The sequence below is a fragment of the Pseudoalteromonas sp. A41-2 genome (assembly GCF_015767615.1).
Lineage (GTDB): Bacteria > Pseudomonadota > Gammaproteobacteria > Enterobacterales > Alteromonadaceae > Pseudoalteromonas > Pseudoalteromonas lipolytica.
This window is the reverse complement of record NZ_CP065231.1, coordinates 1,856,313-1,882,359: the sequence shown is the minus strand read 5'-3', so window position 1 is coordinate 1,882,359 and position 26,047 is coordinate 1,856,313. Positions and strand designations below refer to the sequence as shown.

Genomic DNA, 26,047 nt, shown 5'->3' with positions numbered 1-26,047 from the left:
AAAAGCCGCTCCAAACAAGGAACGGCTTGCGGGCATAAAAAGGGTTCAGCTAAATATGCCTCTGACAACAAAGCTAATTCTCATTACCATGAGCAATAATTAACCAGTGGTTCACACTGAAACACGTACGGTGTTTGTGCATCAAGAGACTGGCTAAAAATGCATCACGATAAGAGATAGTATCTAGAAGTTATAGCGCATACCGACATTATAACGCGCGCCATTTTGTTCTAAATTCCATAACTGTGCTTTGTAGCGACCATGCTGGCGGCTATTTTGTTCTGTGATGTTAATCCCTTCTATAAAGAAAGACATTTTTTCACTGTAGTTATATGCCACATTAAAATCGACTTGATAATATTCTTCTGTGAATGCTGGTTCGTTAACATATCGTGCAGCACTGTTTAAGAACTTATCTCGCCAGTTATAGGCAATACGCGCTTGGAATTTATCATTTTCGTACATGGCTATGATATTTGCTGTATCACTTAAACCGACTAATGCAAATTGTGTTGTTGTGGGATCTGCTGCAACGTTAAAATCAATATCGCCATTTACAATGGTGTAGTTGGCTTGAACACCAAACCCAGAGTCACCGAAGAAGTGCTGAATCGCTAATTCATACCCGTCTATTTTGGCGTCTTTATTGTTGGTTGGCACTTGAGCTGTAAATTCCATTAACGGATCGTCACCATTAGGCAATATATCATATGCGGCTTCGAATTCTTCGTAGCTCATTGAGTCAAATTCAACCCCATTTTCCATTGCAGCCACCATTTGGAATAGGTTTGAATCTGTTATTGCAAGTCCTCTGGCTTGTAATTCAGCAATGGCCGCTTGTGCACGAGGGCCAGCTGAGACATCACGTAAGTCATAGTAGTTTTGTGTCATGGGTGTTAAACCAATAAAGTTGTCGACTTTTTTATTGTAATAACCAACAGATACATAACTGACATCACTGTAATACCATTCAACAGACACATCAAAATTGTCAGACTCAAGCGGGACTAACCCCGGGTTACCTGTTGATGCTGGTGCATTCGTTGTTCCCGGAATAAGTTTTGGACCTGTAGGTACGCCGACAGTCGCTGCAGAACTTAAATTATCATAAGTAGGGCGGGCGATCGTGGTGCTGTATGATGCTCTCACTTTTACATCATCAACCACGTTTATATCGAAATCGATACTCGGTAAAAAATGGTTGTAGTCAGAACTGAGAGAGTAATCTTGTTTATCTGTACCATAACGCACATTGAAGTCATTATTGCCTTCCCATGCAACAGCATTAGGTAAATCAATATTAGCAGTTGATGTGACATCTGTGGTTTCGTAACGCGCACCCACTAATAGGTTGAATGGCATATCACCTATTTCACCTTGATGTTTATATTGTACAAAGGCTGCTTTAATTTCTTCTTTTATTGTTCGGTTGGTCGCGAATGCACCGTCAGCAGCAAAGTTAAAACCGTACTGTTGTGCAGCCCAATAACCAATTTCAGATGCACTGCCAGTAAACCCTTGATCAAATGATCCTGAGGTATCGTAGTCATCAAATTCATTTAAAAAATTAGTCGGGTTTAAATAACCATCAGGAAGTTCCCCTGGGTTTTCGATACCCCAGTTACCCATTGTGTTTCGAGTAAGAGATTGTAATGAATGACTTTCCATTGAACGAGACTCAATACCAAAGTCAATCACGCCCGTTTCTATTTCATATTTACCGAGTAATCGGAATTCATCGACCGTTGATTCTTGACGAGCAAAGTTACTATCAAGAATAGAAGTACCTACATCGCTTTGTTCCAAAGCACCACTGCAGTTTAGGTTAGTTCGCGAGCAATCATCAAAATTGATAACCATCGAAGGAAGATCGCGGCTAAAGTCAACTTGCTGGCCTGCAACTATATTGGCACCTAACCCCGCATTTACCCAGCTGCCGTAGGGGGCATCGGGTTCACTTGTTGCTTTTGAGCTATGTGCGTCAAAAACAAAGCTGAGTTGATCATTAAAAAAGTACTCAAGGTTTAGGCCGATAGAGTCATTTTTATTTACTTGATTTAACTCTTGTAGAGCCAAACCTATATCTCGAGTTGATAAATCACGACGCTCTTCTTGGTAATAAATAGGCGTTTTTACGGCATTATCGTCAAATATTAGGTGGGTTTTATAGTTATCCATCCATATTGACTGCTCTGCGCGTGCTTCATATAAGTCTTGTTGCGAATAGGTATAATCAAGTGTTGCTGTTAATGATTCGACGGGACTATATTGTAAAGTTAATTGAGCGTTCGTACGTGTTCTTTCGCGGTCCGCAATTGTATAGCGAAGATCAGATGGCATTGAATAATACTGGCCCATAGCAGGGGCGTTCTCAACAATAATGTCATCAGCTGCTTGTGGAATTGTTCCATCGTATGCTGTTGTGCGCCATTCGTTGACAAATGCACCCGTTGCAGAGCTATCACGTTTTTGCATACTCGCGGTGAGTGATACGCCAAATTTGGCATCGGCATCAGTCCAACTAAAAATACCTGATATCTCTGGAGTGATATCATCAGCAACACGATTTGTTGTATCGTGCATTGCTTTTACACCCACGTTTGCAATTAAACCAGGGTTATCTAATGGGCGAGTTGTATTAATGTTGATTGCTGCACCAATTCCACCTGAAGCAATGCTTGCTTTACCTGTTTTATAAACTTCGACTGATTTAACACTTTCAGAGGCTAAGTTTGCAAAGTCATAAGCTCTTGAGTTAGGTGTTCCTCCTCCCGCTGGTAAGGAAGCTGCTGGCATAGTACGGCCATTGAGGGTAACCATATTATAATCAGGACCAAAACCACGCACAGTAACCTTCGAGCCTTCACCATTACTTCTATCAATTGATACACCCGTAATGCGTTGTAATGATTCTGCTAGATTCGTGTCTGGGAATTTACCAATATCTTCAGACGATATTGCATCCACAACACCGGAAGAGTAGCGTTTTAGTTGCGTTGATTCTTTTATACTACCTTTAAAACCAGTAACTTGAATAACTTCAATGTCGCTGTTGTGTTCATTTTGTTCTGCGAAGGCCGGTAAACAGGTACTTGCACCTAAGAGCAAAGATAAGCTAGTTGCTAACTTTGTTCTTTTAAAGTTATGGCTTGACATTAGGTTTCCCTCGTTCTTTATCATTGTTATTCACGCAGCAAGTGCATGCTATTGTTGTCTAAATATGCCTTTTCATAAATATGGAAGCGCTACCATAAATAACGAAAAAGAAAACGCTTCTGAAAGCGCTTCCAGAAAAGGGTAGTGCTAATTTTCGTTTACGTCAACAGTTGATTTAAAAAATTGATTAAAAAATAACACAAGCCATTTACCGTTATTTATTAATTCGTTTTCATTATTACCGTTTACTTCATGTAGTAATTAAATGATAAATAAGTGCGGTAACTAACAGAGTCATTGCGATTTTTAATTATTCTACGACTCGCTTAAAGCTTGCAGTATCTGGCGTGGGCTAGGAGCAGTGACCGTGATATAACCAACAGTGCTAAGGGAGATATAATTAAGAGTGGGTGTGTTTTAAGTAACTGGGCTAATTATTTTTATGAAAAAATTTTGGAGAGAATTAATTGATACGACCGAGTGGATACGCACCACAGACCACTGGACCGGGTCATTAAGAGTGGGTGTGCTTTAAGTAACTGGGCTAATTATTTTTATGTAAAAATTTTGGAGAGAATTGGTACGACCGAGTGGATTCGAACCACCGACCCCTACCATGTCAAGGTAGTGCTCTAACCAACTGAGCTACGGTCGTACAATAAAGAAATATCCAATAAATCGTGGTACAACCGAGTGGATTCGAACCACCGACCCCTACCATGTCAAGGTAGTGCTCTAACCAACTGAGCTACGGTTGTATTTTGATTTAAGCGGTTGTTTAATTGGCTAAACAACGGTGGCTAATATATAGCGACTGGTTACTTGAATCAAGCTGCTTTAGCTATTTTTGTGTTAAGTGCTGTTTTTTTATTCATAATGGACTAATTTCACACTGCTTATAAAAGTTTTGCCACCAAATAACGTGTTGTTTTGCTGAAAATTTAAGCTGTGTAAGAATGTTGCCTTCATGGCTGCTATCAACATAATGACCTAACGTTGGGTCTTGCCATATTTTTTCGTACAAAGGTAGCAGTGACTCGAGTTTACCTGTTAAGAATGATTGATAGGGTTGTAACTGCTCTAAATAAAACTTTTTAAAAATATTACTGAGCTTTTGTGCTTTCTGTTTATTTTTGTTAGCAGGGCAGAGTGCGTCTATTTCATATTGCTGCAATAACGTTGTGAGTTGCTCATTATAATGAATTTGTGTTCTTACGGCAGACACTAATAAGGTGTTGTATTTAAACTTATTTAATACTTCTAACGCGTTTATAAGCGACGCTGTATCAATTTCACTAATGTCACCGGTTTTAATTTGTTCGTTTAACATCGCGAACATGCTCATAGCTTGCTCGGTTTCTGTGAAGCCTGCCGTGTGTTCATCTAAGTTAGATGACGTAAGTTGCCAAATAACTTTGAATTCTCTTTCGTTCGTTATCATTGCTTCAAAATACTGCGGGAGCGTTTGTTGTTTTTGCTCAGAAGCTTGGGCAATTTTTGTATACAGTGGATTGTCAGGCGATAGGGTATCTAAGCACTTTTCAGCGGCTTGAATAAATTCAATTTGATAGCTAAGCACACCCGCAGCAGTGGCTGTTTTACCTAATTGATTATTATGCTCTGCAATTAACGTTGCGAGTTCACATTGACGTAACTGCGCAAGTTCTAACATGCCAATGGTGTGAGCGCTGCCTGAAACGATATCAAAATGAACGGGCTCAATGCGCGCGGGTTTAGTGAGTTCAAATTCTTTAAATGCAAGAACATTATTGAGCCTTTCGGCATATGTTTTGTTTATATCACTGGCTGAGGGTGAGCAACCAAATAGCACAAGGCTCACAGCACACACTGTGAGCTTAAATAAAGACTTAGTTTTGCTGAAAAGGTGCATAGTTAAATCGCCTATGAACTGTGTACATCAACATGATGGCCGCAGCACTGAGGCCAACGATAATACCTATCCAAAACCCATGAGGCCCCATCGCTGGCACAATTAAATCTGTACGAGCAAGTACGAACCCAAGTGCAAAACCGATCAACCAATACGACACGAAGGTAATATAACCAATTGGGGCGGTATACTTTAAACCACGTAAAATTCCATTGGCAGAAACTTGTAATGCATCAGGTAATTGGTAAATACAGGCAAGTACCATGATTGATGAGGCAAGCGCTAAAACCTCAGGATTATCTGAGTACAGTTGGCTAATAATATCTCGCGCAAAGAAAGTCACACTCGCCAATAAAAAGGCAATAATAGCGGCTAAAATATAGCTTGTACTCACCGCACTTCTTAATTGTTTGAAATGCTGTTGTCCAAACAAATTACCAATACGAATACTAATAGCTATAGATAAACTCAACGGCATCATGAAAAGTAAAGTGGTTACACTTGCCGCTATTTGATGGCCTGCGACAGCAACAGCACCTAAATGTGCAATAAACAGCGGAATACAAGCAAACAGTGTCACTTCGAAAAATGTGGCCAATGAAATAGGAATGCCGACTTTAGTGATTGCCCACATAGTGGCAGGCTGTGGTAACGAGAAATTCGCTAATAACGCCTTCGCATTAATTTTTTTATCAAAATGGCAGTATATCATTTGTGTGATAGCCATCGCCGTAAAGACTAACGCGGTTGCAATACCACAGCCTGCACCGCCATACGCATTAAAACCTAAATGACCGTGTATAAACACGTAGTTAGCAGGAATATTAACGGCTAAGCCAATTAAGCTTATGTAAAAAGCAGGTTTGGTCATGCCCATACCCTCAGTGATATTGCGATAAACACTAAAGAGTAAAAAGCCAAAAATGCCCCATTTTACAAAATGTATATACTGTTCAGCGAGCGTTGTAATCGCCGCTGTTGTATTTAAATGAGAGAGAATACTGTCTGCTATAGTAGCAAGCCCTAAGCCAATGACACTAAGCACCAGCGCTAAATATAGGCCTTGTTGAAAATAATGGCTTATGCCGTGTTTGTCATTTGAGCCCGAAAACTGCGCAATAATTCCCGTCAGTGCAAGCAGGATACCTTGAAGCGCTAACATTAAGGGGTTCCAAATACCTGTTGCGATTGATAAAGCAGCCAGATCTGTTGCACTCACTTGTCCTGCCATTACGGTATCAACAACCGTCATTAATATCAGGGTCACTTGCGCCAAAAATACAGGGATGGCTAAAGAAATTAACCGTTTGGCTTCCCAACTACAAAAAGACATAAAATACACAACTAAAAAAACAGGTTGTCATTGTAATCTATTCAAAGATCAATAAAAATCGCAGATATGTATTTTGCGAATAAAAGAAGACGCCAAGATGTTTACTGGAATTATACAAACTCAAGCCATTGTCGAACACACAAAGCTCGAGGGTGGGGTACTAAGGTTAACCTTAAAAGTCGCTAATGAGTATGCGCAAAAACTGACTATGGGTGCCAGCATTGCAATTAATGGCTGTTGTTTGACTGTTGTCGAATTTAAAGCACTTCAGGACAGTGATTTTACACTTATTCATTTTGATGTGATTGATGAGACATTAAAGTTGACTAACCTTGGTCAATTGCAAAACGGACAGTGGGCCAACTTTGAGCGCTCCGTAACGGTAGGCACTGAGCTTGGGGGGCATATTGTATCGGGCCATATTCACTGTATGGCAAACATAACGTCTATTATACATGAACAAAATAACTGCAAAATGCATCTTGCAATCGATCCAAAGTGGCAAAAATATGTATTGTACAAAGGGTTTGTCAGCGTAAATGGTGCAAGTTTAACCGTGGGTGAGGTTGATGAGCGTGGTTTTTGGTTACACCTCATACCTGAAACTCTCGCGATTACTAATTTAGATAAACAACGCGAAGGCAATCTACTCAATATTGAGGTTGACCAACAAACTTACACAATTATAAACACGGTTGAAAACTATTTGGCACGACAAGCAAATTAAAAAATTTGCTCGTCGTCACTGTCAACATGTAATTCTAATTTGTTGTGTGCGTAGTCAATGTGCATGTTTAAATGAATAGGGTTACAGCATGCGCTACATTCTTCGTAATAATCTTGGTCGCCTTCGCTGGCATCTAATGCCACGAATATATGATGTCCACAATGAGGGCAGGATATACGTTGAGAAAAGTTATCTTTCATCAGCTTTTACCTTAATCAGGCATGCCTGAATTCGTTAAATTGCAATCTTATAAAATCGTAATCTAATGGTGATGAACGCAAATTTAATAAGATTGATATAACTTACACACTAACCGCTAAACAAGCGGCTAGCACCCGTATATAAACGTGTTCTATTTACACTATAGTCCTGTTCTTGCGTTTATGACATTCGTTTTACAGCAATTTAAAGTTTATTTAAGCAGCAAATCAATTTGTTGTTTAGCTTCAGTCAGATAGTGTCCGGCAAAAATATTAGCGTGATTTAAAATAGGGTATAGCTGATAGATCAATTTACGCTGTTCATAGCCATTTTGCAGGGGGTATTGTTGATTGTATGCAGTATAAAAAGCATCAGGAAGCGGTGCGAAAAGTTCGCTCATAGCGATATCGCATTCCCGGTCACCATAATAGCAAGCAGGGTCATACAGACTAGGAACCGCTTGTATAAAGCCCATATTTCGTCGCCAAAAGTCGCCATGCAGTAATGAAGGTTCGACATTATGGCCGTGCAAGGTGTCTTTAATAAAAGCGATAAACATATCTTGATCAACGAGTTCAATGCCTTTTTCTTGCAAGAGTTGAAGTTGCCAACCAATCCGTTCTTCTGCAAAAAAAACATCCCATTTTTTGTGCCATCGGTTTGGCTGGACTGTGGGGCCTAAAAAGTTGTCATGATCAAAACCAAACATGGCTTGCGTATGCTTTTGATGAAGTGTGGCTAAATGTTCGCCCATCGTATGCCAATTTGAGTGAGGAAGTTTGTCCAGTTCTAACCACTCTAAAATGATGAATGAAAATTCAATATTGCACCCTGTGGCAATGCAGTCGGGGATCATAAATAAGCTTTCTTGCGTTAAAAGCTTTAAATTAAAGGATTCGCACTCTAATCTTTCTAAATCACTTAAGTGAGCCACCTTGACAAAAAATCGGTGATTTTCATCGCGCAGTTCAAAGTATTTATCGCTGTTGGGCGATTGCAGTTGGCGTTTAAAGGTATGCTTAAAATCAAAGTGCATAGCTTGGCTTATCTGTTCATTCACTGAATTCCACATAATATCGCTCACCTTTTAACCATGTAGTTAAACTATGGCAAAAAGTCGGTGAATTAACAATCTCATAGCGTTAATATTATTAAATATTTTGCTGTGTGCGTGAGGATTTAAATGAATAAAAGTCTTGTTACTAATTTAGTGGCTTTGGCCTTCGTGTTAGTTGGATTTTTGTTTGATCAGGCGATTGTATTATCTGTGGGATTATTTGCTTTGTCTGGCGCTGTAACAAACTGGTTAGCGATACATATGCTGTTTGAAAAAGTACCTTTCTTGTATGGCTCAGGTGTCATTACGCTAAAGTTTGAGTCGTTTAAAGCATCCATCAGGCAGTTAGTCATGACGGAATTTTTCGCGGCAGAGAAAATAGATCAAGTGATGGCTCTTGCGAAACCTCAAATAGAATTAGAGCCTGTTATTGCTGAAGTAAACCTAAGCCCAGCCTATGACTCATTAATCGAAGTTATTGAGCAATCGCAATTTGGCAGTATGTTAGGAATGTTTGGTGGACGTGATGCCTTAGAGCCAATGCGTGAGCCGTTCATAAATAAAATGAAACAGGCCGTCATTGATATTTCTCACAGTGACGAATTTAAAACAATACTCGATGAAAAGCTGTTTGCAAACTCGCACATTGGTGGCTCGTTACATAACACGGTAGAAAGGTTAGTGGATGAGCGTTTAAACGAACTAACTCCCGTCATGGTAAAAGATATCATTCAAACAATGATTAAAGAACATTTAGGCTGGCTGGTTATTTGGGGTGGCGTGTTTGGTGGTGTATTTGGCTTAATTGCTGCGCTTTTATAAAAAGTGTGTAGCAGACCTATACAAGGTCTGCTACATCAAATCTGTCATTATTTAGAACCCGAAATGACGTAGACGGTGTTATCACTGACTTTAGCGATATCTTGAATACTTGTTTTTGTTTGTTGCTCTAAATTTAAGTAGCTTGCTGATTTATTAAAGCCATAGGTGCTGGCAAACTGTGCCGTAGACATATCATTGCACTGTAACTTGTCTGAGATGACGCGTTTGTTTAAGCGTAAATCACGCATTGTTTGAGCAAGGTTTATGGGTTTATTTGACACAATAGCCATACATGCTTGTGTCCCAGCAGAATTATCTGCAGCTACAAACTGTGCGGCGTTTGCATCTGTTGCTGCCATTGAAGAACCGACAATAAGTGCTGTACCAAATGCTAATGTTAATGTATTCATCTTTCTCTCCAGTTGTTTGTCCATGTGACATGAAAGTCGTGCAACCTCGCGTGGGATACTTCACAATTCCTATTTGCTAGGCACCATTAAAGTATTACCCTAAATTTGATTGATTGCTGTTAATGAAAACGGACAAGATGTAAGCAAGTATGTAGATGTGTACCCCAATATATAACCGTTTGATTAGACATATTTTAAAGTATGAATTTTGACACAAATAACGAGAAAATAATTTCATTTTAGAGCAAACTGAGCAGGTTTAGAGAGCGTATTTTCTATTTGTTTTACGGTATTGCTACATTTACGTTTTAACTCTAATTTAAATGTTCACTATTAGACACTGAATAAAGTGTAAGGAGTTTAAGTGACCACAAAATTATCAGGCTATTATCAACAAGCCTATGCCTCACATTCTAAGCATTTTAATCAATGCTTTTATTGTGGTTGTGAGGCAACTGAGCGCGACTATTGCCCCCCTCTTCATATGATGCAAAGTATTATTGATTTAGGTGAAGACGCTGAATTTATTTCAATACCAGCGTGTTATGAATGTTTTGCGCTACTTCATAATGAGCGAGTGTTAACGATTGATGGCCGATTCACCAAAGTAAAAAAGAAAATAGCCAATAAATATGCCAAAGCGCTGCGAGTATTTCACATGTGGCACGAAAATGAGCTTGATGATATGAGTGATGAATTTGTTCATAGCATTAAAGCGGGAATGAAATTGGGCGAAGAAGCTGCACAGCGGCTTGATTTTCAGGGCTACAGTTATTCGACTGAAGATGCCCGCGTTACTATTCGCGAAAAACGCACTGAATTTGATGTGCAAGGAATAGTCTTTTACGACTTTAAAGAGGCGCTAAATTACTGTATCAACGAGCTTAGCGTCGATAAAAGTGACTTTTATAAATTAGTCGTTGAAGATTATAACGGCGATTTTAATCGTGCCTTGAGTCAATATCGCCACCGTCATGAAAAAGTAACGGCAGCCACTGATGCCAATACTTTAATCAAAAGCTTTGCTAAACAACATAAACAAAACTCTGATTTCGTAACCCGTACCGTGACGCATTTTATTAATAAAGATCCTAGCCTCACGACCGAAGGTGCATTAGAGAAGCTCTATACGAATTACATTAAAAAATAAGTAACGGAAGAAATAACGTAATTCGTCTTACTTAAACGTCACTTACCTCGTTTGTTAGCATTGCTATTAACATTTGATTAAAGTTATATAATAAAAAAAGGAGAAACAACAAAATGCATAAATTTGCACCATCCTTGATGGTTATTTCACTTGGTATCGCGCTTGCGGGTTGCCAAGATAATGGCCCACAAGATCCAAAAGTAACGATTGATAAAAACCCATACCCAAGTACTTATAAGCCACTGGCATCAACAAGTACTCTTATTACCAATGCAACGGTACTAACAGGCACCGGTGAGCGTTTAGATGAGGCTGATGTTTATTTTGTTGATGGTAAAGTACAACAAGTAGGCAAGGACTTATCTGTACAAGCAGATAACACCATTGATGCACAAGGCAAGTGGGTCACGCCCGGTATCATCGATGTGCATTCGCATTTAGGCGCATACCCAACACCGTCTGTGGCATCGCATCAAGATGGTAACGAAATGACAAGCCCAGTGACTGCTGAAGTATGGGTTGAACACTCTATTTGGCCGCAAGACCCTGGTTTTAACCGTGCTCGTGAAGGCGGCATTACGTCATTACAAATTTTACCAGGCTCAGCAAATTTAATTGGTGGCCGTGGTGTTACTTTAAAAAATGTTCCTTCACATACAATGCAAGGTATGAAATTCCCTGATGCACCCTATGGCTTAAAAATGGCTTGTGGTGAAAACCCAAAACGTGTTTATGGAAGCAAAGGGGTATTACCTTCAACACGTATGGGTAATATGGCGGGCTACAGAACAGCATGGATTGATGCAACGGAATATAAGCGTCAGTGGGAAAAATATGACAGCGATTACGCGGCAGGTAAAAATCCTGAAATTCCTCACCGTGATATTAAGCTAGACACGCTAGCGGGTGTCCTTGATGGCGATATTCTTATTCATAACCACTGTTATAAAGCAGAAGAAATGGCGATGATGATCGACCTAGGCAAAGAATTTGGTTATCACTCAGGCACTTTCCACCACGGTATTGAAGCGTACAAGATTGCCGATTTACTCGCTGAAAACGGCAACTGTGCAGCACTGTGGCCAGATTGGTGGGGCTTTAAAATGGAAGCCTATGACATGGTTCAAGAAAACGTGGCTATTGTCGATGCGGTTAAAAACTCATGCGCGATTGTCCACTCAGATTCTGATACAACTATTCAACGCTTAAACCAAGAAGCAGGTAAAGTGATGTACCGTGCAAACGATGTTGGTTTTAATATTTCAGAACAACACGCTATTAAGTGGATCACAGCAAACGCTGCTAAATCACTGGGTATCGATGATAAAACAGGCTCACTTGAATCGGGTAAACAAGCCGATGTTGTTATCTGGAATCAAAACCCTTTTAGTGTGTACGCAAAAGCTGAGCAAGTATTTATTGATGGTGCCAAGGTATACGATCGTCATGATGAAAAATATCAAGCACAAAGCGATTTCATGCTTGGTCAACAGTAGGAGTAACATTGATGACAAAATTAACTAAAACATTTTCGCTCTCTTTAGTTGCTGCTGGTTTATTTTCGTCGGTAGCGAGCGCACAATCGATTGCAATTATTAATGCAACCATTCACACATCAACAGAACAAGGTGTATTAGAAGGTGCTAGTGTCGTTATTGACGAGGGAAAAATTGTTGCAATTAATCCAGAATCAATAAATGCAGACACCACTGTTGATGCTCAAGGTCAAATCGTGACCGCAGGGTTTATCGGTACGATGAACCAACTTGGCTTAGTTGAAGTAGGGGCTGTTGCGGGTTCTCGTGACGGCGGTGATGATAAAGCGAGTATTGATTTCGATCCTAGTCTTGCTTTTAACCCACGCAGTAGCTTAATTCCTTATGCTCGAAAAGGCGGGATTACTCAAGACGTAATCGTGCCAAATGGTGGTGAAAGTATTTTTGCAGGTCTTGCCTCTGTTGTTGATTTATCGGGTTCATTCGATAGTGTAAATCAAAAACAAGTTGCCCTTGTGGTTCATTTAGGTGAAAAGCGTAAAGGCTCACGTGCAATGTCGATGAAAACACTGATCGACAAGCTTGAAGGGCACAAGTCAGCTAAAAAAGATGATAAAAAAGACCCCACCACAGAGCAAAAGATCCTTGATAAAGTACTCTCAGGTGAAATGCCACTGATTGCCAGTGTACAACGCGCGTCAGATATCTATGAATTAGTGAAATTAAAAGACACGTTTGGAATTAATTTAGTAATTCATGGTGGTGATGATGCCGTTGTTGTTGCGGATACTTTAGCAAAAGCTAATGTGCCGGTGATTATCAGTTCTATGGCAAATTTACCGGGTAGCTTTGATTCAATGCATGCTAACTTAGCCAATGCAGGCAAACTCGAAAAAGCCGGTGTTAAAGTGATTATTGGTGTTGCAGGGGACTCGAGTCACAATGTTTACCAGTTACGTTTTGATGCGGGTAACGCTGTGTCGTATGGTATGACACAACAAGGTGCATTGAATGCGGTGACCAGTAATATTGCGGATGTTTTTGGCTTGAACTCAGGAGCAATAGCAACAGGCAAACGTGCGAACTTAGTAATGTGGTCTAATGATCCATTTGAATTGAAATCACACGTAAGTAAAATGTGGATCAATGGTGAAGAGGTTTCAACTGAAGCGCGTCAAGATAAATTGCGCGAACGTTACACAACCGAATCAGCGATGCCAAGAGCGTACACAAAGTAATTTTAATAAGAAAGGCCGCCTATGCGGCCTTTTATACCAATTAGCTTAATTAACTGGTCTTTTTTTCACGCAATAAAACCCCGTTTATACCAAGGCAAAAATGTCGTTAGCTAGTTGTTCTCGGCAATTGCTCCTGCATTGCTCTATCTCCTGCATCCATGCTGTCGTAAATTAGACATTTTTAACGCAGGTAGCGGCAGGTTTAATCACTCAAAATAATTAAGTCGTATTGCGGATTGGTATTATCGCATTCATAAAAAAAGCGCTCAATGAGCGCTTTTTTAACAGATTTCAATAACAATTAAACTAATTTAGCTAAAATGTCATTGAATGTTGTGCTTGGACGCATTGCTTTAAATGCTGCATCGTCATTTGGTTGGTAATAACCACCTACATTCATTGCTGGACCTTGTGCATCGTTCAACTCAGTAACGATTTGCTCTTTTTGTGATTCAAGGTCAGAAGCGATTTGCGTGAACTGTGCTTTTAACTCAGCGTCATCGTTTTGAGCAGCAAGTTCTTGTGCCCAGAATAATGCTAAGAAGAAGTGAGAACCACGGTTATCAATCTCTTTCACTTTACGTGAAGGTGATTTGTTTTCAGCAAGGAAAGTACCTGTTGCTTTATCTAGCGTATCAGCAAGTACTTGTGCTTTCTTATTACCAGTATTAACGCTTAAGTGCTCTAAAGAAGCCGCAAGTGCTAAAAACTCACCCAGAGAATCCCAACGTAAGTGGTTTTCTTTTTCGAATTGCTGTACATGCTTAGGAGCAGAACCACCCGCACCCGTTTCGAATAAACCACCACCATTCATAAGTGGTACGATTGACAGCATTTTAGCGCTTGTACCTAGCTCAAGAATAGGGAATAAGTCAGTTAGGTAATCACGCAGTACGTTACCTGTTACAGAAATCGTATCTTTACCTTCTTTAATACGCTCAAGTGAGAACTTAGTCGCTTCAAGGGGTGCTAAAATACGGATATCTAAACCATCAGTATCGTGATGTGGTAAATACGCATTTACTTTTTTGATTAGCTCGGCATCGTGCGCACGATTTTCATCTAACCAGAATACCGCGGGTGTATTTGTTGCGCGAGCACGATTAACAGCAAGTTTAACCCAATCTTGAATTGGTGCATCTTTTACCTGACACATACGCCAGATGTCACCTTGGTCAACAGCGTGCTCAAGTAATGTTGTGCCGTTTGTATCTACCACGCGAACAGTACCTGCTGCTGATACTTCAAACGTTTTATCGTGTGAGCCGTATTCTTCCGCTTTTTGTGCCATAAGGCCTACGTTAGGTACGCTACCCATGGTTGTAGGATCGAATGCACCATTTTCTTTACAGAAATCAATAGTTGCTTGGTATACACCAGAATAACAACGATCTGGAATGACAAAACTTGTGTCTTGTAATTTACCTTCGCTGTTCCACATTTGACCGCTTGAACGGATTGCAGCAGGCATTGATGCATCAATGATCACATCGCTTGGTACGTGAAGATTAGTAATACCACGGTCTGAGTCAACCATCGCGATAGCAGGGTTGTTGTCATAAACAGCTTGGATATCGGCTTCGATTTCAGCTTTTTTAGCAGCATCTAGTTTTTCGATTTTAGCAAATACGTCACCAAAACCGTTATTCACATCAACATCTAACTCTTTGAAAAGGTCAGCGTGTTTGGTAAATACATCTTTAAAGAATACTTTTACTGCATGACCAAAGATGATTGGGTCAGATACCTTCATCATCGTTGCTTTCATGTGTAGTGAGAACAATACACCTTTTTCTTTAGCAGTCTGAATTTCTTTCGCTAAGAAATCTTGTAATTTTGCAACGCTTAGACGAGATGCGTCAATCACTTCGCCTGCTAGAAGCGGTGTGCTTGCTTTAAGTACTGTAACGTCGCCATTTTCTGCAACGTGCTCAATACGCACATCAGTCGCTTCTGCAACAGTCACTGATTGCTCAGAACCAAAGAAATCACCTTCTTCCATACTTGCAACATACGACTCAGAATCTTTGCTCCAAGCACCCATGGAATGTGGGTTATTACGAGCATACTCTTTTACAGAGCTAGGTGCACGACGGTCAGAGTTACCTTCACGAAGTACAGGGTTTACAGCACTGCCTTTGATTTTGTCGTAAGTCGCTTTAATTTTTTGCTCTTCATCAGTTTTTGGCTCTGATGGGTAGTCAGGTAGTGCGTAACCTTTTTCTTGTAGCTCTTTGATTACAGCGCGTAGCTGTGGAACCGACGCACTGATATTAGGAAGCTTGATAATATTTGCTTCAGGCGTTTTAGCCATTTGGCCTAGTTCAGCAAGTGCATCATCAATACGTTGCTCTTCTGTAAGGTACTCAGGGAAGTTAGCAATTACACGACCTGCTAATGAAATGTCGCGAGTTTCAACTTCAACACCTGCCGCGTTAGTATACGCCTGGATGATTGGTAACAATGAATACGTTGCCAGTGCTGGCGCTTCATCTGTTTTAGTGTAGATAATTTTTGATGTCATCATCATTCCTAGATAGTTGGCGTAATGTTTGGCAGTTACTGCAAGCAGCCACCCTTAATTAGCCATATTCAACAATGCAATTATATTGCTATCGAATAATACCAACTCGCCATAACATTTGCTTTATTCGAGAATAAACCGCACCTAACAGCATTGCAGCGCTTATTTAGAATCACTAAATAACGACTTTTGCTGAGTTATCGGCAAGATTTTCCTCAATATCGCTCATTTAATTAACTGAATTGGTATCATAGCAATCAGTCTGTTAGCTGTTGCAACTTAATACGGGGTATCAAAATAACCACAGCTGACAGACTGTAAAATTCTTATAGCCTAAATAGGCATAAAATGAAATTAGCCATAAGCCTTAGGTCAAAATGACGAAAAAGCTAAATTTAAGCAACAAGAGTGTAACAAGCTTGGCTCTAAAGGGCTAATAACAATTAAACAATTGGGATGAAGAAAAGGAATTTCAAGGATAAATATAAGATATATTAGTGGGAAGAGAGTAAGCGAGGAACTTAACAAGGTCGCTCGCTTGATACTCGAATAGGTAATACCTAAGAAATTTCATCGTTAGGCGCAATATTCGTTGCGTGTAACCCTTTTGGACCTTGTTGCAATTCGAATGTTACATCTTGACCAGCTTTAAGTGTTTTATAACCGTCCATTACAATCGTTGAGTAATGAGCGAATATATCAGTCTCGCTACCGTCTTCTACGATGAAACCAAAACCTTTGGCATTGTTGAACCATTTGACTTTACCACAAGCCATACTTCTACATCCTTCTATAAGTTGACTAATTTAGTTATTCTAAACCGTGTAATTTGCTAGACTGACTAAGGTTTAATCAATCTATAATTGACTGTAGTTTATTTAGGCAGTCAGTCAAGTGTTTTGAACTATTTTTTAACAATTTATTTATTTTTTTATTCAAGTTTGCTTGAGTTCTAAAGACAAGACTATATTTAATTATGAGTGGTATGAAAGATTCTGGTGTTATTGAAACGGTTCGCGATAGTGAAAAGCAAAAACTGCAACCACCGCGAAAATATAAGGTCATTTTAAATAATGATGATTACACGCCAATGGACTTTGTGATAGAAGTACTAATGACGTTTTTTAATATGGATAGCGATAGAGCAACAGATGTGATGCTTCAAGTTCATCATAATGGCAAAGCAATATGCGGCATTTATAGCGCTGATGTTGCTTACACCAAAGTTGAGCAAGTTAATCGTTACGCACGAGACAACGAGCATCCACTGCTATGTAGTTGTGAGCAGGAATAAATACCAAGGTAGGGTGAACATTTAGCCCATCACAACGGTATATAAATATTATCTCAGTAAGGGGTTGCCAATGCTAAACAAAGACTTAGAACTAACCTTGAATGCGGCGTTTCGCGAAGCAAGAACGCGCCGACATGAATTTATGACCGTCGAGCATCTTTTACTCGCGCTGCTCGATAACCCTTCTGCTGGAGAAGCGCTTAACGCCTGTGGTGTAGATATGAGCGCGTTAAAAGTTGAGTTATCAGATTTTATCGACGAAACAACGCCGGTTATTCCTGACTTAGAAGAAGACAGAGAAACACAGCCTACATTGGGTTTTCAACGTGTGCTTCAACGCGCGGTGTTTCATGTGCAATCGTCAGGTAAGAACGAAGTAACAGGCGTAAATGTACTTGTGGCTATTTTCTCTGAACAAGAAAGCCAAGCTGTTTATTTACTTAAAAAAGCGGATGTAAATCGTTTAGACATCGTTAACTTCATTTCGCATGGTATTTCGAAAGCCGATGATGATATCGGTGGCGATGACCATGATGATATTCATGAAGAAGTACAAGAGGTGCAAGGCGAAGAGCCGACTAAACTTGAAAACTTTACAACAAACCTCAATCAGCAAGCGATTGAAGGAAATATCGATCCGCTTGTTGGCCGTGATAATGAAGTCGAGCGTACGGTACAAGTATTATGCCGTCGTAAGAAAAATAATCCATTGTTGGTTGGTGAAGCAGGGGTAGGTAAAACAGCCATTGCTGAAGGCCTTGCTTATCGTATTGTGAAAAACGAAGTGCCTGATGTAATAGCCGATGCGGTTGTTTATTCACTTGATATGGGCGCATTATTAGCCGGTACAAAATACCGCGGCGACTTTGAAAAACGTTTTAAATCGTTACTAAAAGAGCTGCAAGCTAAACCGCATTCAATTTTATTTATCGATGAGATACATACCATTATTGGTGCGGGTGCTGCGTCTGGTGGTGTAATGGATGCGTCTAACTTAATTAAGCCGTTACTTTCAAGTGGTAAATTACGTTGTATGGGCTCGACCACTTACAACGAGTATAAAAATATTTTTGAGAAAGACCGTGCTCTGGTACGTCGTTTCCAAAAAATTGATGTACTTGAACCAAGTGTGGCTGATACAACGAAAATCCTCAATGGCTTAAAAGAGCGTTACGAAGAGCATCATGGTATTCGTTACACGCAAAAAGCCCTTAAGGCAGCTGCTGAGCTGAGCGCAAAATACATTAATGAGCGTCATTTACCTGACAAAGCGATTGATGTGATTGACGAAGCCGGTGCAAATCAGCGCCTACAACCGATATCAAAACGCAAAAAAACCATTGGTGTAGCTGATATCGAGTTAATTGTGTCAAAAATGGCGCGTATACCACAGCAAAGCGTTTCTTCAAGTGATAAAGAAACATTGAAGAACCTTGATCGTAACTTGAAGATGCTTGTATTTGGTCAAGATCAATCAATTGATGCATTAACTTCGGCTATTCGTTTATCTCGCTCTGGACTCGCAAATGAAGATAAACCTGTGGGGTCGTTCTTATTTGCAGGCCCAACGGGTGTTGGTAAAACAGAGGTCACTAAGCAGTTAGCTAAGTGCATGGGGGTTGAGTTTATTCGCTTTGATATGTCTGAATACGTTGAACGTCACGCAGTAAGCCGTTTGATTGGTGCGCCTCCAGGCTATGTTGGCTTTGAGCAAGGTGGATTATTAACCGAAGCCGTTATCAAAAACCCGCACGCGGTGGTGTTGCTTGATGAAATTGAAAAAGCGCATCCAGATATCTACAACATTTTATTACAAGTGATGGATCACGGCACCTTAACGGATAATAACGGCCGTAAAGCCGACTTTAGAAATGTGGTAGTGGTAATGACAACCAACGCCGGTGTACAAGAGACTGTGCGTAAATCGATAGGCTTTACAGAGCAAGATCATTCTCACGATGCCATGACTGAGATTAACAAGGTCTTTTCACCTGAATTTAGAAACCGCTTAGATAACATTATTTGGTTTAATCACCTTGAAAAAGACGTTATTTTGCAGGTTGTTGATAAATTCATTGTTGAGCTTCAAGCTCAGCTAGATAAGAAGTCTGTTAATCTTGAACTGACATCTAAAGCACGTGAATGGTTGGCTGATAAAGGTTACGACAAAGCAATGGGCGCACGGCCAATGGCGCGTGTGATTCAAGACGAGCTCAAAAAGCCGTTGGCCAATGAAATTCTATTTGGTGAGCTGGCCGCGGGTGGTTCAGTGAAAGTGTCGGTTAAGGACAAGAAAATTCACTTTGAATATGAAACAAACCTCGAAACAGCGTAAGGTTTAAAAGGCAGAAAACAAAAAGCCCAGCTAATGCTGGGCTTTTTGTTTATTAAATGGAATTGAAACTAGGGTAGTTTGAACACCATTTAATAAACGCTTTTAGCTCTTTGTAATAAACACACCTGCCCATTCAAAGCAGCAAAAAGCTAAATCTCTCGTTATCGCACTAACTTAGCGAGCACGGAATACGATGCGACCTTTCGATAAATCGTAAGGAGTCATTTCTACGGTTACTTTGTCGCCAGTTAAGATGCGGATATAGTTTTTGCGCATTTTTCCAGAGATATGAGCCACAACTACGTGACCATTTTCTAGCTCAACTCGGAACATTGTATTTGGTAAAGTATCAAGGACCGTACCTTGCATTTCGATTACGTCTTCTTTCGCCATGTTTAGCGTAACACCTCTTTAATAGTTAAACGCTGCAGATTTTGCCGAAAATACAGCAATAAGTAAAGCTACAGGGCTCAAATTTGTAAATTAAATCGCCAACCAGTGATCGCCAAGATGCTTTTCTGCGGGCAAAAATTGGGTTTTGTATTTCATTTTGTCACATTCGTCGATTTGATAGCCCAAATAGACAAATTGTTTTGCTTGTTGTTTAGCAAACTTAATTTGCTGCATGATCATGATACTACCAATGCTGTACTTCTCATAATCGGGATCAAAAAATGTGTAAATTGCGGAAACTGCATTGTGCATGCAGTCGGTGACTGCTACAGCAACGAGCTTGTCACCTTCTCGCAGTTCAATAAATGTCACAGGCAACCATTGGCAAAATAAAAAGCTTTCATATTGGTTCTGATCAGGCGGAAACATAGAGCCATCTTGATGTCGTTGCGTAATGTACTTGCAATAAAGAGGGTAATATTCTGCGCGTTCATATTCACTGTAACTAACCGTAAAAAGTTTGTCTGCTTTGTTTAGTTTACGTTTTTGTGATTTAGAAGGCGTAAATTGTTGCGCTAAGACACGCACTGAATTACAGGCGTTACAAACAGGGCAGTGAGGACGATATATTTGGTCACCACTGCGCCTAAACCCCAATGCTAACAATTGTTCAAATTTATCAGGGCAATAGCAACTTGGGTCCAATATAACGAGGAGCTGCTCTTGGCGATCCGGTAAATAACTGCAATCAAATTGCTGGCTCAAACCAAGCCTAGCGGGTAAATGCTCAGTCATAAATATTTATCAACTCTTGTGGTTGCCACATGTCTGCTGTGGGAACATAGTTTTTTGCTAACTTAAGTCTAGTTAAAAATTCACTACGTGGGATAACTTTTGCACCTAAAGTTAGCAAATAAGGGTTCTCTAACTGACAATCAATAAAATGAGCATTGTGTTTCTTTAGCCAGTTAACGAGTGCCCACATCGCTAGTTTTGAGCCGTTTGATACTTGGTGAAACATCGACTCTCCACAAAATACGCCATGTTGCATAATGCCATAGAGACCGGCGACTAACTCATTGTCATGCCAAATCTCGACACTGTGTGCAAGACCTTGTTGATGGGCTTGAATGTAAGCATCCATCATTTGCTCAGTGATCCACGTACCTTCTGCGTCTAAGCGTTGTTCACGGCAAGCTGAAATCACGTGAGAAAAAGCATGATTAATCGTGACGCGAAACGCAGAGCGCTTTAAATATTTTTTTAAGCTACGACTAACATGAAACTCGTCAAGTTCAATGATGCCTCGCAGGCTAGGTGACCACCACATAATCGGCTCATAATCACTAAACCAAGGGAATATACCGGATTGATAGGCGTTCTTTAAGCGCGCAACAGATAACCCACCGCCAATTGCTAAAAGGCCATCAGGCTCGTCAAGGGCATGCTCAGGGTTGGGGAAATCAACACCTGATTCAGGAAGTTGATAAATTTGCTTTGTCATTGCAGCGGATTCATTATTATTTTTGATAATTTTAGCAAAATTTTTGCCTAAAAAAAGGGGCTGTATAGCCCCTTGGTATTTTAAAAAGGTGTTTTAAATCGCTGGTTACAGATTGTCTAGGAAGCGCTCTGCATCAAGTGCTGCCATACAGCCTGTACCGGCTGATGTGATGGCTTGGCGATAAATATGGTCACATACATCACCCGCAGCAAAAACACCCGGTACGCTTGTTTGTGTTGCGTTACCGTTTAAGCCAGATTCAACCACTAAGTAGCCGTCTTTCATTTCAAGCTGACCTGCAAACATATCCGTGTTTGGCTTATGACCAATTGCAATGAATACACCGGCAAGATCTAAATTCTCAGTCTCATCAGAATCCGTGGCTTTAATGCGAATACCGGTTACACCCATTTCATCACCTAATACTTCGTCTAGGGTACGGTTATAGTGTAAGACAACATTACCATTTTCAGCTTTTTCTTTAAGGCGGTCTGCTAAGATTTTTTCACTGCGGAAGCTATCACGGCGATGAACCACGTGAACTTCTGCTGCAATATTTGATAAATATAACGCTTCTTCAACAGCCGTATTACCACCGCCTACAACAGCAACCTTTTGACCACGATAAAAGAAACCATCGCACGTTGCACAGGCTGAAACACCACGACCTTGGAAGTTTGTTTCAGACTCTAAGCCTAAGTATTTAGCTGATGCGCCTGTTGCGATAATAAGTGCATCACACGTATACGTACCAGAATCACCTGTTAGAGTGAAAGGACGCTTAGATACATCTACTTTGTTAATGTGGTCGAACACAATTTCAGTTTCAAAACGTTCAGCGTGTTCTTTCATACGTTCCATTAATGCTGGGCCTGTTAGGCCGTGAGCATCACCCGGCCAGTTTTCAACTTCAGTTGTCGTTGTTAATTGACCACCTTGTTGAATACCCGTGATAAGAACAGGGTTAAGGTTTGCACGTGCAGCATATACAGCAGCAGTGTAGCCAGCAGGGCCAGAACCTAAAATTAGTAATTTACAGTGTTTTGCGTCACTCATGGTTTTTCCTAAAAACGTTTTGATACGATGTCTATGCGCCCGATTCTAAGAAAAACAAGGCGGAAGTAAACAAAAGGGCGGATTATTTTTTTAAGTAAATCGCGAAGCTGTCAAATAATCCTTACTTAATAAAATTTAAATGCCTCTTTTTGCTTATAAAACGAGCTAATAGTGAAGTATTAGCGTAGCAAAGTGCGTTAATTCATGACCAAGCAATATTTTTTTGGTATGTTTTAGCTAATTTTGATATTAGCTTAGACTTTAGGCTAGATAAATGAACAGGCAATTATGGTATTTTGGCAGGAAAAGCCCGCATTTGGGCTGACTACAGAAGACGTCCAAGTCTTAACCAATGCGAGAGAGTATCGCACTGAACTATTGCGTCTAATTCGTTCGGCGACGAAAAGAATTTATATTACTGCTTTATATTTGCAAGACGATGAAGCAGGTCAAGAGGTTTTAACAGCCTTACATGAGGCGTCTTTAGCGAATCCTGAGTTGGAAGTAAACGTGTTAGTAGACTTTCATCGTGCTCAACGGGGCTTAATTGGTGCTGCCAAGTCTGATGGCAATGCCAGCATGTATTGTGATTTTCAAGAAAAATATCAGTCAAACGTTAAAGTGTATGGTGTACCTGTAAAAGCGAAAGAGCTTTTTGGGGTATTACATTTAAAAGGCTTCGTAATTGACGACACCTTACTTTACAGCGGTGCGAGCTTAAATAATGTTTATTTACAACAGGATGATCGTTATCGTCTTGACCGTTATTTTTTAGTTCACCAAGCAGGCTTGTGTAATTCGGTCATCGAATTTATTAACACACATTTATTGAGCTCTGCAGCTGTTCCACGCATTGATACGCGTCCGTTAACTCAATTCAATGATATCAAAGTTGCTCAAAAGCAATTAATGAGAGATCTAAAATCAGCAAGTTATGACAGTGCGGCTGAGGCAAGTGCAGGTGAGTTAGGGGTGCGTTTGTTTTTGGGTTTAGGTCGGCGTAGCAATAAGCTAAATCGCTTAATCAAATCATTATTTGATACAACAGAGCACGAACTCATTCTTTACACGCCGTATTTTAATTTCCCTGCACCGTTGATGCGCTCGTTACGTCGCCTATTAAAACAAGGTAAAAACGTGACCATTGTGGTGGGAGATAAAACAGCAAACGACTTTTACTTACCGCCATCTGAGCCGTTTAGTAAAATTGGTGCGCTGCCATATTTATACGAAACCATTTTGTATAAATTTTTAAAATCGCAAAAGCGTCATATCGCCAATGGTAACCTTAACGTTTATCTGTGGAAACACAAGAGCAACTCATTCCATTTAAAAGGGATTTGCTCTGACAAGCGTTTGCATCTGTTAAGCGGGCATAATTTAAATCCGCGTGCATGGGGGCTTGATATTGAAAATGGTATTTTAATTGACGATCCGCAGCAGCATATACTAAAGCAAATAGAGCAAGAAAAGCAGGCGATATTAACTCATTGCCGACGCTTATCAGGCCCGCAAGATTTAGAAACGATGGATGACTACCCAGCGCCTGTAAAAAAATTACTGGGTCAGGCCAAACGTGTGAAAGTTGATTTTATAATCAAACGATTTATCTAACTATCAACCAGATAAACAGAGTCTTGTGTTTTTTGAGACGAAAAAAAAGCAGCGATATCGCTGCTTTTTTTTTTCACAATGCTAATTAAGCATTTTCAACTGCTGTACGTGGGTCAACATATTCCATGTTGAATGCTTCAGCTACTTCTTTGTAAGTAACTTGGCCTTTAATCACGTTTAAGCCTTTTAAGAAGTGTGCATCGTCAAGAAGCGCTTTCTTATAGCCTTTGTTAGCAAGGTTGATGATAAACGGTAATGTTGCGTTATTAAGTGCGAACGTAGAAGTACGTGGAACAGCACCTGGCATGTTTGCAACACAGTAGTGAACAACGTCATCAACAATGTAAGTAGGATCAGCGTGTGTCGTCGCTTTTGAAGTCGCGATACAACCACCTTGGTCGATTGCAACGTCAACGATTGCAGAACCAGGCTTCATTGCTTTGATGTGTTCAGCTGTCACTAATTTAGGCGCTGCAGCACCTGGGATTAGTACGCCACCGATCACAAGGTCAGCTTCTAGTACGTGTTTCTCTAGCGCATCAGCGGTTGAGTAAATCGCTTTCACTTTGTTACCAAACTGAGCGTCTAGTGCACGTAATACATCAATGTTACGGTCTAAAACAACCACATCTGCACCTAGGCCAACTGCCATTTGTGCTGCACTACGACCAACCATGCCGCCGCCGATAACAACAACTTTAGCTGGCTCAACACCTGGTACACCACCAAGTAACATACCACGGCCGTGGTTCGACTTTTCTAGCGCTTGTGCACCAGCTTGGATTGACATACGACCAGCAACTTCACTCATCGGTGCTAGAAGTGGTAAACCGCCACGAGCGTCTGTTACTGTTTCGTAAGCGATACAGATTGCGCCACTCTTAACAAGGTCTTCAGTTTGTGGAAGATCGGGTGCTAGGTGAAGGTAAGTAAATAGAATTTGGTCTTCGCGTAACATTGCACGCTCAACCGCTTGTGGCTCTTTTACTTTTACGATCATTTCAGCTTTTGCAAAAACGTCAGCTGGGGTAGGTAAAATTTCAGCGCCTGCTGCAATATAATCTTCGTTAGTGAAGCCAATGCCCATACCTGCATCAGTTTCAACGAACACTTGGTGGCCATGGTTTACTAGTTCACGAACACTCGCAGGAACCATACCTACACGGTATTCATGGTTTTTAATTTCTTTTGGTACACCAATAATCATAGTTTTTCGCCTTAATAGAACGGGATAAAATTTTCGACTATTATATTCATGACATGGTAGTGTGTCTCACCTTTTTTAAGTTCATTTGCAGTGATATAATCTAAAAAATATATTTTAACAGTGTAAAACTCTGGTTTGGCGTATGCATCAATTACTTGACAGAATAGACCGAAAAATTTTAATGGAATTACAGCTTGATGGAAGGCTCTCTAACGTAGAGTTAGCAAGGCGTGTAGGCTTAAGTGCGACTCCGTGTTTAGAGCGTGTAAAGAAGCTTGAAAGAGAAGGCTATATACTCGGGTACAAAGCAGTTGTTGATCCTGCAAAATTGGGTCAGGGGTTGTCGGTGTACGTTGAGGTCACGATTACGAAAACCTCACCTGATGTATTTGAAGAATTTAATGCGGCGGTAAAAAAGCACGATGAAATAATTGAGTGTCACCTTGTTTCGGGTAATTTCGACTTTTTATTGAAGACCCGCGTTAATGACATGTCAGAATACCGTAACGTACTGGGTGATATCTTACTTAAGTTACCTAATGTAAGTGAGAGCCGTACCTACGTCGTGATGGAAGAAGTAAAAGGTGAGCAAGGGGTGATTATTCGTCCTTATATTGCATAAACTGTTAAAATAAACAA

At 40.3% G+C, this 26,047-nt stretch carries 22 protein-coding genes and 2 tRNA genes; 9 read left to right on the top strand and 15 right to left on the bottom strand.

Features of this window, described 5'->3' with window-relative positions; all coding sequences use genetic code 11:
- Positions 1 to 183 precede the first annotated feature (183 nt).
- The 5 genes from IT970_RS08635 to IT970_RS08615 form a co-directional block, all read right to left on the bottom strand.
- Positions 184 to 3,156, bottom strand: a complete 2,973-nt coding sequence (locus tag IT970_RS08635) for a TonB-dependent receptor (protein WP_196857206.1) — start codon at positions 3,154 to 3,156, stop codon at positions 184 to 186.
- 578 nt (positions 3,157 to 3,734) lie between these two features.
- A tRNA-Val gene (locus IT970_RS08630) sits at positions 3,735 to 3,811 on the bottom strand.
- 26 nt (positions 3,812 to 3,837) lie between these two features.
- A tRNA-Val gene (locus IT970_RS08625) sits at positions 3,838 to 3,914 on the bottom strand.
- A gap of 113 nt (positions 3,915 to 4,027) precedes the next feature.
- The gene (locus IT970_RS08620) at positions 4,028 to 5,047 is read right to left on the bottom strand and encodes a DUF3080 family protein (protein WP_196857205.1); all 1,020 of its coding nucleotides are present in this window, start codon (positions 5,045 to 5,047) and stop codon (positions 4,028 to 4,030) included.
- Positions 5,025 to 6,380, bottom strand: a complete 1,356-nt coding sequence (locus tag IT970_RS08615) for an MATE family efflux transporter (RefSeq protein WP_196857204.1) — start codon at positions 6,378 to 6,380, stop codon at positions 5,025 to 5,027. The genes IT970_RS08620 and IT970_RS08615 overlap by 23 nt, the downstream gene beginning before the upstream one ends.
- 97 nt (positions 6,381 to 6,477) lie before the next feature.
- Between IT970_RS08615 and IT970_RS08610 the strand changes: the two genes are divergently transcribed.
- Complete coding sequence (locus IT970_RS08610) at positions 6,478 to 7,107, top strand: riboflavin synthase subunit alpha (protein ID WP_074989372.1); 630 nt, start codon at positions 6,478 to 6,480, stop codon at positions 7,105 to 7,107.
- Here the strand turns inward: IT970_RS08610 and IT970_RS08605 are convergent.
- Together IT970_RS08605 and IT970_RS08600 are read right to left on the bottom strand one after the other, a co-directional pair.
- Entirely contained in the window at positions 7,104 to 7,307 is a 204-nt protein-coding gene (locus IT970_RS08605) for a CPXCG motif-containing cysteine-rich protein (protein WP_036968072.1), read from the bottom strand. The genes IT970_RS08610 and IT970_RS08605 overlap by 4 nt on opposite strands.
- A gap of 212 nt (positions 7,308 to 7,519) precedes the next feature.
- A complete protein-coding gene (locus IT970_RS08600; protein WP_118844343.1) occupies positions 7,520 to 8,380 on the bottom strand; it encodes a fructosamine kinase family protein in 861 nt (286 codons plus the stop codon).
- A gap of 111 nt (positions 8,381 to 8,491) precedes the next feature.
- Between IT970_RS08600 and IT970_RS08595 the strand changes: the two genes are divergently transcribed.
- Entirely contained in the window at positions 8,492 to 9,187 is a 696-nt protein-coding gene (locus IT970_RS08595; protein WP_036968078.1) for a hypothetical protein, read from the top strand.
- A 47-nt stretch (positions 9,188 to 9,234) separates the two neighbouring features.
- Here IT970_RS08595 and IT970_RS08590 read toward each other — a convergent pair whose 3' ends face one another.
- Positions 9,235 to 9,597 carry a DUF3718 domain-containing protein gene (locus IT970_RS08590; RefSeq protein WP_036968081.1) on the bottom strand — a complete coding sequence of 121 codons (363 nt, stop codon included), beginning with the start codon at positions 9,595 to 9,597 and terminating at the stop codon, positions 9,235 to 9,237.
- Between the two features lie 364 nt (positions 9,598 to 9,961).
- On the opposite strand from IT970_RS08590, the gene IT970_RS08585 reads away from it, so the two are divergent.
- The 3 genes from IT970_RS08585 to IT970_RS08575 all read left to right on the top strand — a co-directional run bounded on the left by IT970_RS08585 (position 9,962) and on the right by IT970_RS08575 (position 13,481).
- Positions 9,962 to 10,747, top strand: a complete 786-nt coding sequence (locus IT970_RS08585) for a hypothetical protein (RefSeq protein ID WP_036968084.1) — start codon at positions 9,962 to 9,964, stop codon at positions 10,745 to 10,747.
- A 113-nt stretch (positions 10,748 to 10,860) separates the two neighbouring features.
- Complete coding sequence (locus IT970_RS08580; RefSeq protein ID WP_036968087.1) at positions 10,861 to 12,243, top strand: amidohydrolase; 1,383 nt, start codon at positions 10,861 to 10,863, stop codon at positions 12,241 to 12,243.
- Between the two features lie 11 nt (positions 12,244 to 12,254).
- On the top strand, positions 12,255 to 13,481 hold the full coding sequence (locus IT970_RS08575; RefSeq protein ID WP_036968090.1) for an amidohydrolase family protein: 1,227 nt from the start codon (positions 12,255 to 12,257) through the stop codon (positions 13,479 to 13,481).
- 301 nt (positions 13,482 to 13,782) lie between these two features.
- On the opposite strand, the gene IT970_RS08570 is transcribed toward IT970_RS08575, so the two are convergent.
- Positions 13,783 to 16,005, bottom strand: coding sequence for an NADP-dependent isocitrate dehydrogenase (locus tag IT970_RS08570; protein ID WP_196857203.1), 2,223 nt, complete (start codon positions 16,003 to 16,005; stop codon positions 13,783 to 13,785).
- Positions 16,006 to 16,565: 560 nt separating this feature from the next.
- Positions 16,566 to 16,781 (bottom strand): cold shock domain-containing protein CspD, encoded by a 216-nt coding sequence (cspD, locus tag IT970_RS08565; protein WP_036968098.1) that lies wholly within the window; start codon positions 16,779 to 16,781, stop codon positions 16,566 to 16,568.
- Between the two features lie 209 nt (positions 16,782 to 16,990).
- On the opposite strand from cspD, the gene clpS reads away from it, so the two are divergent.
- Together clpS and clpA are read left to right on the top strand one after the other, a co-directional pair.
- Positions 16,991 to 17,299 carry an ATP-dependent Clp protease adapter ClpS gene (clpS, locus tag IT970_RS08560; protein WP_174403847.1) on the top strand — a complete coding sequence of 103 codons (309 nt, stop codon included), beginning with the start codon at positions 16,991 to 16,993 and terminating at the stop codon, positions 17,297 to 17,299.
- A 70-nt stretch (positions 17,300 to 17,369) separates the two neighbouring features.
- Entirely contained in the window at positions 17,370 to 19,634 is a 2,265-nt protein-coding gene (clpA, locus tag IT970_RS08555) for an ATP-dependent Clp protease ATP-binding subunit ClpA (protein ID WP_036968105.1), read from the top strand.
- A 174-nt stretch (positions 19,635 to 19,808) separates the two neighbouring features.
- Here clpA and infA read toward each other — a convergent pair whose 3' ends face one another.
- From infA to trxB, 4 genes are all read right to left on the bottom strand, one after another.
- On the bottom strand, positions 19,809 to 20,027 hold the full coding sequence (gene infA / locus IT970_RS08550) for a translation initiation factor IF-1 (RefSeq protein ID WP_002962494.1): 219 nt from the start codon (positions 20,025 to 20,027) through the stop codon (positions 19,809 to 19,811).
- 90 nt (positions 20,028 to 20,117) lie between these two features.
- On the bottom strand, positions 20,118 to 20,822 hold the full coding sequence (locus IT970_RS08545; RefSeq protein WP_036968108.1) for an arginyltransferase: 705 nt from the start codon (positions 20,820 to 20,822) through the stop codon (positions 20,118 to 20,120).
- Positions 20,815 to 21,531 carry a leucyl/phenylalanyl-tRNA--protein transferase gene (aat, locus tag IT970_RS08540; protein WP_036968111.1) on the bottom strand — a complete coding sequence of 239 codons (717 nt, stop codon included), beginning with the start codon at positions 21,529 to 21,531 and terminating at the stop codon, positions 20,815 to 20,817. Before aat ends, IT970_RS08545 begins: the two co-directional genes overlap by 8 nt.
- A 105-nt stretch (positions 21,532 to 21,636) precedes the next feature.
- On the bottom strand, positions 21,637 to 22,587 hold the full coding sequence (gene trxB / locus IT970_RS08535; protein WP_036968114.1) for a thioredoxin-disulfide reductase: 951 nt from the start codon (positions 22,585 to 22,587) through the stop codon (positions 21,637 to 21,639).
- Positions 22,588 to 22,875: 288 nt separating this feature from the next.
- Here trxB and pssA point away from each other — a divergent pair, with 288 nt between their 5' ends.
- Entirely contained in the window at positions 22,876 to 24,201 is a 1,326-nt protein-coding gene (gene pssA / locus IT970_RS08530; RefSeq protein WP_196857202.1) for a CDP-diacylglycerol--serine O-phosphatidyltransferase, read from the top strand.
- 85 nt (positions 24,202 to 24,286) lie between these two features.
- Here pssA and ald read toward each other — a convergent pair whose 3' ends face one another.
- A complete protein-coding gene (gene ald / locus IT970_RS08525) occupies positions 24,287 to 25,408 on the bottom strand; it encodes an alanine dehydrogenase (RefSeq protein WP_036968120.1) in 1,122 nt (373 codons plus the stop codon).
- Between the two features lie 142 nt (positions 25,409 to 25,550).
- On the opposite strand from ald, the gene lrp reads away from it, so the two are divergent.
- Positions 25,551 to 26,030, top strand: coding sequence for a leucine-responsive transcriptional regulator Lrp (lrp, locus tag IT970_RS08520; protein ID WP_036968123.1), 480 nt, complete (start codon positions 25,551 to 25,553; stop codon positions 26,028 to 26,030).
- Positions 26,031 to 26,047 lie beyond the last annotated feature (17 nt).